Below are 15,435 nucleotides of genomic sequence, written 5' to 3'. Positions count from 1 at the left end.
ATCCTAACATAATACAACATTACATTAAGATAAAATTTAGGGAATTTTAATCCTATCTTCTTTTGAATTACGAATATTTCATAGGGAATTTTCTTGTAAAACATAGAAATATGCTATAATTTATAGCGTTAATAGGATGGGGAAGTAGACGCAATAATCAAATATATTTCAATATGCTTTCGTCCGTACAAAAATTTTTTAACAACATTTAAGGAGAACACTATGCAAATCGCGATTGTAGGATTAGGTGTAGCTGGAAATGGCACCCTGAAGGCCCTGATTGATTTTAAGAACCAACATCCAAAGCAACCCTTAACAATTGATATTTATGATGAATCTACGTCCTTAGGCAATGGTTTCCCCTATCAAGAGGACGACCATAAGTTAGTAATGAATTCATATGCGAAAGATTTGTCTATCGAAGCAGATAATCCTAATGATTTATTAGACTGGTTGTCATACCACCACAAAGAATACTGTAATCCAGGAGCTTTTATCCCCCGTGCAATGTACGGTGATTATCTAAAAGACCGTATGAAACATTATTTAGACAATGACCACGTTCATATCCATTACCAACGTATTCAAGACATCCAAGTTGTAGATCAAGCAGGTAGTCATATTACAGGCAGCCAGGAAAAGAATTACTACTATCAATTACAAACAGCTGATGGTTATTGGCAAAATACCATTTATAACGTCGTTTTTTTAAATATCGGGCATCCACCTTATGCGGATCACTACCATTTAATGGGGCATAGCGGATACATTCACGACCCCTACCCGGTAATGGAGAAACTTGCCGCCATTCATCCTAGTAAAAAGATTGGCATCATTGGGTCTGGCTTAACTGGTCTAGATGTTATGCGTTACTTGCAATATCACTATGCTGGTCAACTCGCTCGTTCAATTACCTTCTTTACGCGATCCACACCATTTTCCTCTGTTAAACAAGGGCCATATGATGGTTATATTCAGGCTACTTTTAATATGGATTGGATTAAAAATCAGCAGTCAGCCCATAATGGTTATATTCCACTAGCTAATATTTTGGAAACTTTTATGGGAGATATGGCAGTTAATAATGTAGATGTTAAACGCGTAGTTGACAGATATAGTAGTGGCTCTATCACGCAGATTCGTCAAGAATTAGCCCACTATGATCGCGATTTACATATATTCCAAATTTATGCGGGTATTGTCACGCCTTATTTGCCTTATATATACATGGGCATGTCGGTACTGGACCGCAATAGATACAAGCAAGAATATATGCCTATTTTTGAACATTTCAGAAGTCAAATGACACATGAAGCCCTAGAGGATATTATGCAGTGGTATGACGAGGGTAAGGTAACCTTCCACGATAAACTGGCGGACATCAAACCATATAGTGATGGGGGGTTTGAATTGATTTTTGAGAACGGTTCAAGCAAGCATGTGGATATTTTAGTGAATGCAGCTGGATTTGAAAGTCAATTACTACCGGCAACACAACAAGTTGTATTCATAAAAAACATGGTTAACCGTGAAATATTTACCCCTGCCTTAGACGGTGGTGTGCTAGTCACCTGGCCTCAAGGACAAGTCATTTCTCAACGGTATGGAACGCTCGACAACCTCTTCTTGACAGGTCGTTGGATTATGACCACACAATACGGAAACAACAATGCAAAAATGTCTTTTGCCTATGGACAACAAGTCGCAAAACAATTTCTAGATCGGCAAGTAAAAGCGTATAAATAAATAAAAGTCTGACTTGATTTAAGAAGCATTGCAATCAAGTCAGACTTTTCATTTTATACTGCTAATTGATTTGATCCATCTCTATAATTAATCTCAATCCCTGGTTGATTATTTGGAATATAAACATGGAATTGCAATTCACCATCATCCTCAATGGAATAAGCCTCCATGAAAATACCGCGCGCTAGTAGTTCATCCCCCATGAATAAAGGCGTAATCCGGTAACGGACATGATTTTCACTATCTTCAACGTAGGCAGCCACATAGTTTTCAAAAGGTAGCATACCTTCCACATTGAAATACCGGGTCCCGGTCATCAAGTTCAGCAAATTATCCTGCTGACCAGTCAACTGAAAACCAATTAAATGACTTCGGTTATACAACCAGCCAGCCGATACAATATCATACCGATTTTGTTGCCAACCAGTTGGGGTGATTGCGGTCAAAGCTTCTCGTTGTTCCGATTCAGCCGGCATCAAGTCCGCCCCTAACAAGGCATTGGCTTCAGACACCCGACCCAAATCATCCAAAGGGCTATACCGCTCCCAAGATTCTTCAACATCCGTCAAATCAGCATCCGTAAAAATCGGCACATTGTCATTCACTTCAACATAAGCCTGCCCGCCCGGCACATTAGGCGGACTCTGGTGGTAGAGCTGACCTAAATCCTCAGCCTCTTCCAGCGAAGATGCCCCTTGTTGGCTTTCAGACGCCGAGTCACCACTTGATTCTGATTCAGATGAAGAACTTGCCCCATCCCCACTACTATCTTCTATAGAAGAAGATGCTTGGTCGTTCTTATTCCCTTCATCAGCCTGACGCACCCGCGACGACTCAGACGCTAATTGGTGGTCCTCCAAAATCTCCTGGTAAATCGACGACGTCCGGGATACCTCTTTGGCCACCTCAACTGGCTCAGCCAACCGCTCTTCCGCCATCCGGTTACCAACCCATAGAAATAGGATTAATCCCGCCAGAACCAGCATGGCAAATAACCGCTTATCCTTAGGACCATTTTGATTTCTACCAGCCACCAACAATACCTCCCTCTCACTAAATCTCTGCCTTTTATCATACCATATTTCCATTTTTTCTGGGCAAAAGGACCAGCACTTTCATGGCTGACAAGCCAATTTAGACAAATTTTTTCGTCAATAAAAGGACTGCAGCTTTTAGCCACAGTCCCTTGAAAATTTTATAATTTACCTTGGTTATAATATCGGCCTTAAAATTAGTCACCGTTGTAAATAGTTGGTACGATCATGTAGTCAACCGTACGTAAAGCACCTAGGTCACGACCACCTGCATATGAAATACTTGATTGTAAATCTTCTTGCATTTCACGCATGGTGTGCCATAAGCTACCGCGGCTTTCAATCAACATTTTCTTACCTTCAACATTTTTATAGATACCTTTTTGGAATTGAGATGCTGAACCAAAGTATTCTTTGTAAGTTACACCATCTTGCTCTACAGTTTCACCTGGTGATTCAACGTGGGCAGCTAATAATGAACCGACCATAACCATTGATGCACCGAAACGTACAGATTTCGCAATATCACCGTTTGTACGGATACCACCATCAGCGATTATTGGTTTACGCGCTGCTTTAGCACATAATTTAATCGCTTGTAATTGCCAACCAGCAGTACCAAAACCAGTTTTGATTTTAGTGATACATACACGACCAGGTCCAACCCCTACTTTAGTAGCGTCAGCACCCGCGTTTTCTAAATCACGCACTGCTTCAGGTGTTGCCACATTACCAGCAATTACAAATGTTTCTGGAATCTGTTTTTTAATGTATTTAATCATATCGATAACAGTCTCTGAATGACCGTGCGCGATATCAATTGTCATGTAGTCTACGCGTTCACCACTTGCTTTGATTTCATCGATGAAAGTATATTCTTCTGGTTTTACACCAACAGAAATTGACGCAAATAAACCTTCAGCATTCATATGCTTGATAAATGGCATACGTTTTTCTGGTTCAAAACGGTGCATAATATAGAAGTAACCTTTGCGGGCCAATTCTTCAGCTAACTCTTCATTTAATACAGTTTGCATGTTCGCTGGCACAACTGGTATTTTAAATTCACGACCTCCAAATTCAATTGAAGTGTCTGCCTGGCTACGGCTTGTAATCACACATTTAGCAGGTATTAATTGGACTTGTTCATAATCAAAAGTTTCCACGAATTCAACTCGCCTTTCTCTCTATCAATATCTTCAACAGCAAAAGGTGTCCGTAAACACCAATTCGTATTCTACACACTTACTTTCTGAATTGCAAGTTTTATTTATTCGTTTTTTTAGCTATTTGTCAAATTTTATCCGAATCAAGGCATAAATTGACTGCCTTTTTCATCAATAAACGAACGTTATCCTTTCGAATTAACCCGAACATTACTAAATTCAAAACAAGCGGTTTTACCCTCGTAGAATTTATATTAAAAGACGAACTTTTAATCTCAAAGAATTTTTATTTAAACAAAAAAGAAACTAGCTTATCACTAGTCTCCCTCTTGCAAAGAAAAATCTACCTTTATACTTGCCAGCTATCATTAAATTCTTCATGCGTTTTTAAGGCATCAATCGTCGGCATCCCACCTTGGGCACCAAATTTTTGAACAGATAAAGAACCTGCAATTGAGGCGAATTGAATGGCGTCAGCTAAGCTATTACCTTTAGATAAGGCCACGGTAAAAGCACCTGAGAAGGTGTCTCCAGCACCCGTTGTATCCACTACATTCCCTTTAATAGCTGGCACATGGACAGCCATTTCTCCATCATGGTAACGGACCCCATCACCACCCATTGTAACCAATAACTGGGCTGGGTATTGGCCCAATAATGCATCCGTTTCCAAATCACCAAACATCGCTTTAGCTTCTGTTTCATTTGGCAATAAATAGTCCACTTTCTCTAAATAGGCCTTGTCAATCTCAATAAAAGGCGCTGGATCATAAGTCACCTGAATGTCATGCGCGTCTGCCAAATCGATTAAATATTGAATAGATGGCATAGGGATTTCATTTTGAATCACAAAATAGGTACAAGCTAACAAGTCCGCTTCCACTGATTTCAAGTAGTCAACGGTGACTTCTTGGTTAGCACCAGGCACATAAATGATGGCATTATCCCCTTCAAAAACGGTAATATGCGCTGAACCTGTTGTCGTATTTTCAATTGTTTTAACAGCTGTCACATCCACACCATTTCGCGCTAAGTTAGCCTTAGTTTCTTGTCCAAATTGGTCGCCACCAACGCAACCAAACATTTGCACCTGTCCACCTAGTCTTGCTGCTGCCACCGCTTGGTTGGCCCCTTTACCACCAAAAGTTGTTTCAAAAGCTTGACCATAAACCGTTTCACCTTGCTTTGGTACACGGTTTGTCGTTACAACGAAATCTGTTGAAATACTACCAATTACACCGATCATTTAAAATTCCTCCTCATGTATCATTCTTACCTATATTATACGTTATTCATGCCAACTAAACAGAATTTTTCCGAAAAAAAGAAGCCGTGCACTACACACGACTCCCATTTTACAAGCATAAAGTTATTCTAATTCTAAATGATTTCTAAGTTCTGCAGAGGTATCTGAAATTTGCGATTCAGATAAGATATTGTAATAAATACCTGTCGACATATCGCCCGTACCCACTAAAGTAGTAGATTCAACATTTTCAGAATCAACTCGGTAGTTCAAGGCTAATTGGGCCATATCTGAAACAGTTAAGTCAGTAACCACATTGGCTTGTACTGTGTCAAACAAGCTACCTAGAGACCCAATATTAGATACATCAGAATACTTGTCTAAGATGGCTAATAGGACTTGGCGTTGACGGTCAGCACGCCCATAATCACCATTTGGATCATCGTAACGGTTACGAACGTATGCTAGGGCTTCAGCACCTGTTTCCAGGGTAATTTGACCTTCTGGGAAGGTATATTCATCTTGAGAGAAACTGAAATCATTGTATAAGGATACCCCACCAATTGCATCGATGATGTTCATCATACCCGTCATATTCACTAAGGCATAGTAGTCAACCGGCACGTCCAATAGGTTTTGAACTGCATTGATTGAACCAGATGCCCCACCGGCCATGGCATAAGCACCGTTAATCTTGAAATCAATACTTGAAACATAAGTATCACGTGGAATGGATACCATTTTAGCAGTTTGTGTATTCGGGTTAATGGTCACAAGAATCATGACGTCAGTATTTTGTTCACCAGTCGTTCTTGTCCCCCCTGAGTCCATCCCCATGAGTAAAATAGAAATTGGCTCTTTATCCGATACAGTCACTTCTTCTTCACGGACTTCTTCTACCGGTTCCGCACCATCGGCGTCCGCAGGTTGATAAATCGCGTCTCCTGTTTGGTCAATTCGGTAATATGAGTATGCAAGAATCCCGCCCCCAATAATTAAAAAGGCTAACAATACCCATCCAAAACAACCCAATAATCCACGACGTTTCTTACGAGGATGCTCCTCATGATACGCTTCCCTTTGACTTCTACGATGGCGACTTTCTCTATTTGCCATATAATCCCTCCTCCTCAAAGATAGATATAAAAACTTTTATAAATTTTATGCTATTTATTATTCTATGATTTATTCTGCAACGGTGGTTTCTTCAACAGGTGTATCGGTCACGGGTTCTTCAGATGTAACCGGCGCTTCTGAAGTGGCAGGTGCTTGTTGACCCGTTTCTGGCACGCTTTCTTCAGGTACTGTCATTGATTCTGATGTTGCCGGCGCTTCATCACTATAAGTATCGCTATATGTATCTGTATAATCGGATGTTTCCGAATAAGTAGATGAATCGTAATATGTTCCCGTGTCTTCTTCCATAGTTGGGTCACCGTATGTATCCAAGTCACTACTTGTATCCTCAGTCACAGTGCCACTTGGGTCAAAGCCAGCAGTAATATGTTCTAGCAATTCATCATCTAAAGTGGTTGGAATCGTTTGATCTTCATTTTCATCGATCAAGTCTGTGTTCCCTGTTGATTCTAAGTAGTCATTAATTGAATAACCAAAGATATATTTGACCAGTTCATTCAAGTCTTCTCTTGAATATACCCCTTGTTGAATGGCCATCTCATCATCTGTTAAGACGCCGTCCCAATTCAAGTCAGACACTGGGAAGTAGGTTGGTTCAACCCCATACTCTACAGGGTAAACAATAGCTGAATTAGTTGCTTCATAATCGATATTGTCTTGCATGATGGATACATTTTCTAAACGCTCTAATTCTGGAATTAACATGTAATAACCAAAATCAAGGTTTAGGTCAACATAGTCATCAAAGACTAATTTATTTAAATTATCCATGGCTGCTAAGTAATTTGACTGCAAGGCAAACATATTATCCACTGTAATATTTGTTTTAATATCATCACCTACGGCATCTAAGATGTCATTGTAATTGGTAATTGTTCCAAGTGAGATGACCTTATCTACTACCGCTTCGATTAATTGTTGTTGTCGTTTTTCACGGCCAATATCGCCTTCAGGATCCGATTTACGCATCCGCACGTATTGCATTGCTTCTATGCCAGATAAGGTGCGTGTTTCGCCTTCTGTAAAAGAAACGTCATTTTGAGTAAAAGTTAAGGTTGGCGTAATATCCACACCACCCAAGGCATCAATCACGTCCATAAATCCTTGCATATTGACATTCACATAATAATCAATTGGCATATCTAAATAGCGTTGTAGGGAGTTGATTGTCCCTTCAATCCCATTATAATTCATATAAGCATGGTTTAATTTATCAAATTCATCCGTATCACTTTGGACCCCTAAGGCATCCCTTGGAATAGAAACGACAGTTGATTCGTTGGTCTTTGGATTAATGGTGAAGACCATCATTACATCCGTCCGCGTCTCCTCAACATCCTCGTAATAAAGCGCTCCGCTATCAAGACCTGTTAGTAAAATAGTAATTGGTTCGCCATTTTTTAATTGTGCATCTGCATCACGAAGTTGCGCTGAATTCACATCCTCATAAATATCAGAACCGAATCCAGAAATATCAGCATATACTTTAAATGCAATCGCACATATAACGACTACCACAGCCGCAGCACCTAAAATCCAATAGGTTTTCTTTTCTTTAGGCAACCATTTTGATGATGTAAGGGCCTTTAAATTGAATGAATTCGCTTTTTTATTATCGCGGCGACTAGGGGCTTGATTCTTTTGATTATCTTGCTTTGTCATAAGCGCTCCTCTGGAGAATTATTAGGAAAATTGCTGGGTTTTCTTAGCTAAAAATATCTGTTTTATCTTGTGAAACTTAAGCAATCTATACCAATTTACATTATAGCATAATGAAATTTAACTTCATTTCAATTTAAATAATCTTAATAATTATATATGTGAAAAAACCATTAAGTTTGCATGACCGCCCTTAATGGTTACATTCATTTCTTTAATCTTTTTGTTGCGTTAAAATAATTGGGCCATCTTCGGTGATGGCTAAGGTATGCTCATACTGTGCTGAACGTCCGCCGTCAATTGTGCGTGCAGTCCAACCGTTAGCATCCATTTGTGATTGCCATTTACCCGTGTTGACCATTGGTTCAATAGTAATCGTCATGCCAGCACGTAAACGTTGTCCTTTTCCAGCTACACCAAAATGCGGTACAGATGGTCCTTCGTGCATAGTTGGTTGAATACCATGACCCACGAACTCACGCACAACTGAAAAACCTTGGCTTTCAACATATGTTTGAATTGCCGCACCGATATCTCCAATACGGTTACCAACACGTGCTTGCTCAATCCCTAATTCTAAGGCTTTCTTCGTTACGTCCATTAGTCGTTGACCCTCTTCATCCACTTGGCCAATACCATATGTCCAGCAAGAATCAGCAAAATAGCCGTCTAATGATAAGACGGTATCGACACTGACGATATCGCCTTCTTTTAAAGCGCGGTTAGGTGCTGGGAAGCCGTGACAAATTTCATCATTAATGGATACACATGTCACATACTCATAGCCTTCAAAGTCAACTTGTTCACGGATAGCGCCTGCTTCAGTAATTTTTTTATCAAAAAAGGCTTCAATTTCCATTGTGGTAACGCCTGGTACCATCATTGGACGCAATTGTTCATGGATACTTGCTAATAAAGCCCCTGCTTTTTTCATGCCTTCTATTTCACGGGCAGATTTTAATGTTATCATTCACTCTCGTCCTTCCTGTATATTCTGCTTTATTATACCTTAAAAGCCAGCGAAATAAAACGAATCCGACACCCTTTACCAATTGTAACCGCTTTGTTTTTATAACTTTTAATGATAATCTTTGGCTTTTTCTTGACTAAACTGGTATGATTAAGAAAGTAATAAAACGTTATTGCATATTTTTAAAAGTCAAATATGAAACGTATCTACCAATGACCTGAGCGAGGTGAATGGCATGGGAAAAACGCAAAAATTAGAACAAGTTGCCTACTTACATATTAAAGATCAAATACTTAGTGAAAACTGGAAATCCGGTTTTCATATTGTTGAAGCCTTTATTTCTGAAGATTTAGATATCAGTCGAAGCCCTATTCGTGCTGCTTTAAGTACCTTAGCAGATGAAGGCTTTGTAGATATGATTCCGTATCGCGGATTCTTCGTCGGAGATAATGTGCCGAAAGTTGACTTCGTAGCCCACCGTTTACGCTATGAATTAATTATCAGTTACCGAATGTTGGATCAAATGATTAAACAAAAGGTTAAAGGTGAAAACTACAAGGATATTTTAGATGAGAAAGTACTAGCGGTACAGAATGCATATGAACACAAAAATTTTGATGACTTCTTTACAGCTAGCGAAGTATTATTAAAAACAATTTTGGATATTGGTAATCATGACTACCTAGTTAATGAAGCTTTAGAGTGTTCACATACTGTAATGACAGCTATTCTTGAGAAATACCATACGGATGAACCAAAAGATTTCATTTTGGATATGTATCCTTTCATGATGTACCTCGGTGACTTAGTACGGTTGATTGCAGAAAACCGCTTCAATGATGCACGTGTTTTATTTGAAATCATTATCAACTATCTGAAAATGCAACTACCAAAAGAAACACAAGAAGCTTTTGAAAATATCGATACTTACCGTTTAGCTTGATAAAGTGAATATCTAACGAATGAAAGCACTCTATATCGTCAAAGAGTGCTTTTTTTGCTATAATTTAATAAGAAATGAAATTTATAATTGAAAGGAGCGAACCATATTGCCAAAGGCACTAGTTACCTTTGCTTCTTTAACTGGAAACGATGAAGAAATAGCAAATATTATGACCAACTCTTTAGTTAATTTGGGCATAGATGCACGTATGGTGGAATGCCAATCTGTGTATGCGACCGATTTTCTAGAAGAGGATATCTGCGTTGTCGTGACCTATACATACGGTGCTGCTGCAGACTTACCAGATGAAATTGTAGACCTATACGAAGAATTGTCGGACGTTGATTTAACAGGTAAGATTTTCGCGACCTTAGGTTCAGGCGAATATGATTACGAAGAATTCTGTAAATCTGTTGATGATTTTACCGAACAATTCAAACAAACCGGTGCTATCCAAGCTGGTGAAGCTGTAAAGATTGAGTTGTATCCTGAAGACGAAGATATCCCTCTAATTGAACAACTTGCCCAGCAATGTGTAGATAGCTACCAACAACATCAATAAAAGCAATCTTAGGAGGACAATATTTACATGGAGAATTTTGACCAATTATTAGACAAATATGCAAACCTATTAATCGAAAAAGGGATTAACGTACAAAAAGGCGACAATGTTATGATTTACATTGCCATCGACCAAGCACCCCTAGCGCACTACTTAGCAAAACACGCATATGAAAATGGTGCTCGCCGTATACACTTTACTTGGAAAGATGACTACACTACCCGCTTAAACTACGAGTACCAAGCGACAGAAGATTTAGCGGAAGTTGCTGACTATACTGTAGCCCGCCAAGAAGATTTAATCTTAAACCAAAAAGTGTCACGCCTTTCAATCGTATCTGGTGACCCAGATCTATTAAACGGTATTGATGCAAGTAAAATTGACACTGTTCAAACCAACCACGGTCAAAAATTAAAAGTTGTCCGCACTGCGACAATGAACGATCAAGTTAAATGGACAGTTGCAGCAGCTGCTGACTACGGCTGGGCGAAGCACGTTTTCCCTGAATTAGCTGAAGATAAACAAGCAGCAACAGACGCATTATGGGATGCCATCTTCAAAGCAAGTCGCGTATACGAAGCTGATCCAGTAGAAGCTTGGAACAAACACCGTGACTTGTTAGACGAAAAAGCACAAAAATTAAACGACAAACAATTCAAAAAATTACATTACACTGCACCTGGTACAGATTTAACACTAGGTTTACCTGAAGGTCACATCTGGGTATCTGCTCAAAGCTTTAACCCTGATGGTTCACCATTTATCGCTAATATGCCAACTGAAGAAGTCTTCACAGCACCAGATACAAACGTGATGGATGGTTACGTGACTTCAACAAAACCACTATCTTACGCGGGTTCTACAATTGAAGGCATCAAAGTAACTTTTGCAGACGGTAAAATTGTAGACGTTACAGCTGATAAAGGTGAGCAAATCATGAAAGATTTAGTCTTCAACAATGATGGTGCGCAAGGTTTAGGTGAAGTTGCCCTAGTGCCACATAAATCACCAATTTCTCAAAGTAACCTAACATTCTACAATACCCTATTTGATGAGAATGCTTCAAACCACTTGGCGATCGGTGCTGCTTACCCAACTAACGTTAAAGGCGGAACTGACATGTCAGAAGAAGAATTACAGGCAGCAGGCGTTAACCGTAGCCATGTTCACGTTGACTTCATGATTGGATCAGCTGAGATGGATATCGATGGTATCGATGCCGATGGTAATGTATTCCCTATCTTCCGACAAGGCGAATGGGCTTTCTAATTTTCTAACCGTCATTACTGTTATAAACAAGTTAAAGGAGGTTACTTATGCCGCTTAATCCCAAAAATAACGAAAACGATCTAAATGAACTATATAATCGTTTAAAGAACATGGACCGAAAAAAAGTTGACGAAACCCTTGAATACCTAGATAAAGGTTCTCCAAAATTAAACTGGTTATATATCACCCTTGCCGTGGCCATTATTTTCCTTTTAATTTGGTTGATTATGATAATGAACCCGAATGCAGATGTGGCGCCAACGATCGATAGGTCTGAAGAAATCAATCTTCAAATCCATGATATGGAATCCCGCATCAGCGAATTAGAAAGCAAAGTTTCAGAATTAGAAAATCAATAATACAAAAAAGAAGTGCTCCTTGTGGGCACTTCTTTTTTGTATACTATGAAATTTCAGCTTCTTTTTTCACTAAAATTGGTAATACCAACGCGAAGGCCGCAATAAACGTCAACGCCAACACATAGCGCATATTATAGGCCGGCATAGCCAATACTAGCGTACCAACGTGTAAGATACCTGGTAATAGTACAAATACCATCCGCCATTGTTTTTTCACTAATAAGTATATTGCTACGCCAAATATTGTAAATACCGCGATAGCAGGTAAACTGGTGATAAATGGTTTCGTTTCCATATCATAAGGATTTGCTTTAAATGATTGGTTTTCTATGAAATCACGTAACCCCTGCACATTAAATGTATAGGTTTCTTCATAGTCATCATAATAGTCTTTTGGGGAATTGATAAAGTAATGAAACATAACTGAACCTGGTAATCCATGTTCATAACCATTAATATCCCACAAAGGACGAATTTGTTGTAATTGTGCCTTTAAGGCTGTCAATGGGTACGTTGCTACCAAATGCCACCAGGTTTGCAAAAAGGCGCCTTGATGTTCATTGATAAATTCTTTGTTGTACTCACTATGGAATTTTACTGGATCCGCCATTGACGGTGTATATTTTTCCTGCCAAATAGATAATGGTAAAATTTCTTCTAAAAATGCTGCATCTGCGACGTCAATTTCTTTATGCTCAGCAATAATTGCGCCCATATGTTGGACCATGATGCTATATTTTTCACTAGCTGATCCAGGTTCAACTTGATATCGTTCCATTAACGGTCCACTATACAAACTATATAGTGCCAATATCCCTACGAATATACTAAACATTTGTTTACGCGTGCCCTTAATAAAAATGATCATCAATACAAGGAACGCGACGCCTACATATAATCCGTTATGTCTACTAAACATCACAACTACTAAAGTACCTAGATAAAGTATCCAAGCTAAAAGATGCCCTTTAAGCCAGGCCCCCTTCGTTTGAATGATTTGGAAAGTAAATAGCGTTAATAGAAATAAGGCAATATTATAGATATTATCTTTATAAATGGTCACCATATTGGGCACCATAACTGTCATCAGTACTAGCCCAGCAATTATACATGAGCTTATCCACTTTTTTAATCCATTGCTAGCCAGAATATAGGCAAAATATGCGATTGCAAAAATCATGGCCGCAACTTGTCCTATAGTATACAAAATCGGTGATTTCGTTAATACATAAGAAAGGCGTAACAAAATCGTTGTGAAAAATGGATGCCAGTCAGTTAAATCAATCCCACCCATTGCTTGTCCCCATTGAGAATAAGAATCAATAAACATATTGCCAGGTAGGAAGGCAATCATAAATGGCATGAATGTCAGTAACATTGCTAGCGCAATCCACCACGCATATTGTCGATTCAGCAGCCCTGAATAGCGACTTTTATCTGAATATATCCAATCAAACTTGTTCATGGATAGATAGATGAATAGATAACCACCAAAGAAAAAGTATTTTATGAATGAAATAATCAAATAATAGCTCATACGAATGGGTGGATTTAAGCTAAAGGATAAGCAATTTATCCCTATATAAATAATTGTAAATAATACGAATAGCCAGATATTACGTTTCGATAATTCAATACGTACATTCCTAAGAAAATACAAGGGAATCAAGAGTAAGACGCTTGTGAAAAATCCGTAGAAATTTAGCGCAAATAAACTCAAATTAGCGATTGCAATCATAGCGAGTAGCCAATAATTTTTTCGCATGAAATACCTCCTCGCTGATTATTTATTTCTCTAACCAAATTTTTCGTGAAACAAAGTTCCAAATCATGACAATGATTGTAGCAAGTACTTTCGCAAAGATGTAATAAATATTTGTAATATCAACAAAGAACCACATCATCACTTGGTTAAGAATCAAACCTACTACTGATAAAGCTACGAATATCATAGCTTCTTTATGGCGTTGTTCCTTGCCATATTTACTTTCAAATACAAAGGTCATAGATGCCACGTAGTTAAATATCGTTGAAACGATGAATGAAATGGCTGCGGAAATTAGGTAATAGATATCAAAGAATTCCGTTAAAATAGTTAGTAAGCCAAAATCGATAATTGCTGCGGCGACACCGACAAAACCAAATTTAATAAATTGATTAATTAATTTTTTCAACATTAACTCCTTTTAAACCACTTAGACCAGTCGATCATGACATATAGATATGTAAAGATACCTAGGACAGTGATTGCTAGATTACGATAGGTGAAATAATAATGGTGTTGGTTATGATTTTGTAAGATAAAGAACCAAACAAAAGGTACTACGCTCATCATCAAAAGTACGCTATGATTTAATAATTTATGCATTGTAAATCCTTTAGACAGGACACCTACAATGACTAAAGCAATCATAACAAAGAGCAATATGGGCCAAACATAAGTTGGAAACATAGCCCCCAGAACTTTCTTCAATATTTCAGAATATGCCAAAACTTCCCCCTCGGTACCACTAGTACGCAGGAAAATCTGTTTAATCGCTGATTGAAAAAGGTTTTCTTGTAAGATGATGCTCCCCACAGCCCACTTAGCTACCCAAGTACCTGCATAACCAAGGAGCCAAGCTAGCCCCATAAAGATAGTTTCTGTAAACACTGTGAGAAAGGCAGCTATTTCGTTTTGATGACGCAACACATACCAAACGAAAAATGGTATTGCAAAGGTCAACAAAGGTGCTGTCAATAAATCGAAGTAATTGGTTACCGAACCGATAACGAAACTTGTAAATACGACATTATTCAAATTCAACTTGTCCTGTTTTTTCATCCAGGTTAACCATAAAATGGCGACCATTAAAATGACATATACTGGTGTGTATTGTAAGGATAAGGGGAAAATCCAAAAATGAATCATGAACAGGACAAGAGCAAACAAGCCTGCAAATACCGATGAAATGGTTTGCTGCAGTTGATGCATCACTGCAACAAATAAACCAAAAATCACAAATATATTTAAATAGCGTATCCCCGTATAACTCATAAATACGAGTAGGAATCGAAGTATCGGAATATCCCCCATCCAATAACGGAAGTAACCATTATTCCATACGGCTGCTTGGAATGGATTCAATCGATCATTATTGTGTAATTTTTGGAAAATTAAATTATCCGTAAAGGTATCTAATTTTGTGCCTACAATATTTGGTATAACTTCCCATCGTTTCGTTTCACTTGCGATACTGTTTACGGATTCATGCCAGTTATCCATGATAAATCGGCTTGGGATGAAATACGCACATAAAAGAAAGACATAATAAAATATGCATAAGGCGACAAACGTCAACCCT

14 protein-coding genes are annotated in these 15,435 nt (G+C 38.5%); 5 read left to right on the top strand and 9 right to left on the bottom strand.

Annotation, left to right across the window (positions count from 1 at the left end; all coding sequences use genetic code 11):
* Positions 1-222: 222 nt before the first annotated feature.
* Positions 223-1,746, top strand: a complete 1,524-nt coding sequence (locus tag AC973_RS07855; protein WP_048729349.1) for an FAD/NAD(P)-binding protein — start codon at positions 223-225, stop codon at positions 1,744-1,746.
* A 53-nt stretch (positions 1,747-1,799) separates the two neighbouring features.
* Here the strand turns inward: AC973_RS07855 and AC973_RS07850 are convergent, their stop codons facing one another.
* The 6 genes from AC973_RS07850 to map form a co-directional block, all read right to left on the bottom strand.
* On the bottom strand, positions 1,800-2,780 hold the full coding sequence (locus AC973_RS07850; RefSeq protein WP_225968967.1) for a DNA/RNA non-specific endonuclease: 981 nt from the start codon (positions 2,778-2,780) through the stop codon (positions 1,800-1,802).
* A gap of 197 nt (positions 2,781-2,977) precedes the next feature.
* The gene (locus AC973_RS07845) at positions 2,978-3,946 is read right to left on the bottom strand and encodes a GMP reductase (RefSeq protein ID WP_048729343.1); all 969 of its coding nucleotides are present in this window, start codon (positions 3,944-3,946) and stop codon (positions 2,978-2,980) included.
* A gap of 349 nt (positions 3,947-4,295) precedes the next feature.
* On the bottom strand, positions 4,296-5,192 hold the full coding sequence (gene rbsK, locus AC973_RS07840) for a ribokinase (RefSeq protein WP_048729340.1): 897 nt from the start codon (positions 5,190-5,192) through the stop codon (positions 4,296-4,298).
* A 123-nt stretch (positions 5,193-5,315) separates the two neighbouring features.
* Complete coding sequence (locus AC973_RS07835; RefSeq protein WP_048729338.1) at positions 5,316-6,308, bottom strand: LCP family protein; 993 nt, start codon at positions 6,306-6,308, stop codon at positions 5,316-5,318.
* A 69-nt stretch (positions 6,309-6,377) separates the two neighbouring features.
* The gene (locus AC973_RS07830) at positions 6,378-7,991 is read right to left on the bottom strand and encodes an LCP family protein (protein ID WP_048729337.1); all 1,614 of its coding nucleotides are present in this window, start codon (positions 7,989-7,991) and stop codon (positions 6,378-6,380) included.
* 211 nt (positions 7,992-8,202) lie between these two features.
* Complete coding sequence (map, locus tag AC973_RS07825; protein ID WP_048729336.1) at positions 8,203-8,958, bottom strand: type I methionyl aminopeptidase; 756 nt, start codon at positions 8,956-8,958, stop codon at positions 8,203-8,205.
* Positions 8,959-9,193: 235 nt separating this feature from the next.
* On the opposite strand from map, the gene AC973_RS07820 reads away from it, so the two are divergent.
* From AC973_RS07820 to AC973_RS07805, 4 genes are all read left to right on the top strand, one after another.
* Positions 9,194-9,901, top strand: coding sequence for a GntR family transcriptional regulator (locus AC973_RS07820; protein WP_048729334.1), 708 nt, complete (start codon positions 9,194-9,196; stop codon positions 9,899-9,901).
* 106 nt (positions 9,902-10,007) lie between these two features.
* Positions 10,008-10,463: a flavodoxin gene (locus tag AC973_RS07815; protein ID WP_048729332.1), complete on the top strand. Its 456-nt coding sequence runs from the start codon at positions 10,008-10,010 to the stop codon at positions 10,461-10,463.
* A gap of 21 nt (positions 10,464-10,484) precedes the next feature.
* Positions 10,485-11,732 (top strand): aminopeptidase, encoded by a 1,248-nt coding sequence (locus AC973_RS07810; protein WP_048729330.1) that lies wholly within the window; start codon positions 10,485-10,487, stop codon positions 11,730-11,732.
* 47 nt (positions 11,733-11,779) lie between these two features.
* Entirely contained in the window at positions 11,780-12,091 is a 312-nt protein-coding gene (locus AC973_RS07805; protein ID WP_048729329.1) for a hypothetical protein, read from the top strand.
* 43 nt (positions 12,092-12,134) lie between these two features.
* Here the strand turns inward: AC973_RS07805 and AC973_RS07800 are convergent, their stop codons facing one another.
* Genes AC973_RS07800 through AC973_RS07790 form a run of 3 tightly spaced genes read right to left on the bottom strand, consistent with a single transcriptional unit; the run spans position 12,135 to position 15,356 of the window.
* On the bottom strand, positions 12,135-13,856 hold the full coding sequence (locus AC973_RS07800; RefSeq protein ID WP_149256397.1) for a DUF6020 family protein: 1,722 nt from the start codon (positions 13,854-13,856) through the stop codon (positions 12,135-12,137).
* 22 nt (positions 13,857-13,878) lie between these two features.
* The gene (locus AC973_RS07795) at positions 13,879-14,268 is read right to left on the bottom strand and encodes a GtrA family protein (protein ID WP_065419885.1); all 390 of its coding nucleotides are present in this window, start codon (positions 14,266-14,268) and stop codon (positions 13,879-13,881) included.
* Complete coding sequence (locus AC973_RS07790) at positions 14,268-15,356, bottom strand: hypothetical protein (RefSeq protein WP_192828994.1); 1,089 nt, start codon at positions 15,354-15,356, stop codon at positions 14,268-14,270. Before AC973_RS07790 ends, AC973_RS07795 begins: the two co-directional genes overlap by 1 nt.
* Positions 15,357-15,435 lie beyond the last annotated feature (79 nt).

The organism is Carnobacterium sp. 1290_CSPC, from assembly GCF_001053265.1.
GTDB lineage: Bacteria > Bacillota > Bacilli > Lactobacillales > Aerococcaceae > Aerococcus > Aerococcus urinaeequi.
Note: the sequence above shows the minus strand (reverse complement) of the source record. Positions and strands in the feature narration are given on the sequence as shown.

Excerpts from the sequence above, each read along its gene's own strand:
- AC973_RS07805 (WP_048729329.1), top strand. The coding sequence starts at position 11,780 with ATGCCGCTTAATCCCAAAAATAACGAAAACGATCTAAATGAACTATAT.
- AC973_RS07855 (WP_048729349.1), top strand. The coding sequence starts at position 223 with ATGCAAATCGCGATTGTAGGATTAGGTGTAGCTGGAAATGGCACCCTG.
- map (WP_048729336.1), bottom strand. The coding sequence starts at position 8,958 with ATGATAACATTAAAATCTGCCCGTGAAATAGAAGGCATGAAAAAAGCA.
- AC973_RS07835 (WP_048729338.1), bottom strand. The coding sequence starts at position 6,308 with ATGGCAAATAGAGAAAGTCGCCATCGTAGAAGTCAAAGGGAAGCGTAT.
- AC973_RS07790 (WP_192828994.1), bottom strand. The coding sequence starts at position 15,356 with ATGGATAACTGGCATGAATCCGTAAACAGTATCGCAAGTGAAACGAAA.
- AC973_RS07830 (WP_048729337.1), bottom strand. The coding sequence starts at position 7,991 with ATGACAAAGCAAGATAATCAAAAGAATCAAGCCCCTAGTCGCCGCGAT.
- AC973_RS07820 (WP_048729334.1), top strand. The coding sequence starts at position 9,194 with ATGGGAAAAACGCAAAAATTAGAACAAGTTGCCTACTTACATATTAAA.
- AC973_RS07795 (WP_065419885.1), bottom strand. The coding sequence starts at position 14,268 with ATGTTGAAAAAATTAATTAATCAATTTATTAAATTTGGTTTTGTCGGT.
- AC973_RS07800 (WP_149256397.1), bottom strand. The coding sequence starts at position 13,856 with ATGCGAAAAAATTATTGGCTACTCGCTATGATTGCAATCGCTAATTTG.
- rbsK (WP_048729340.1), bottom strand. The coding sequence starts at position 5,192 with ATGATCGGTGTAATTGGTAGTATTTCAACAGATTTCGTTGTAACGACA.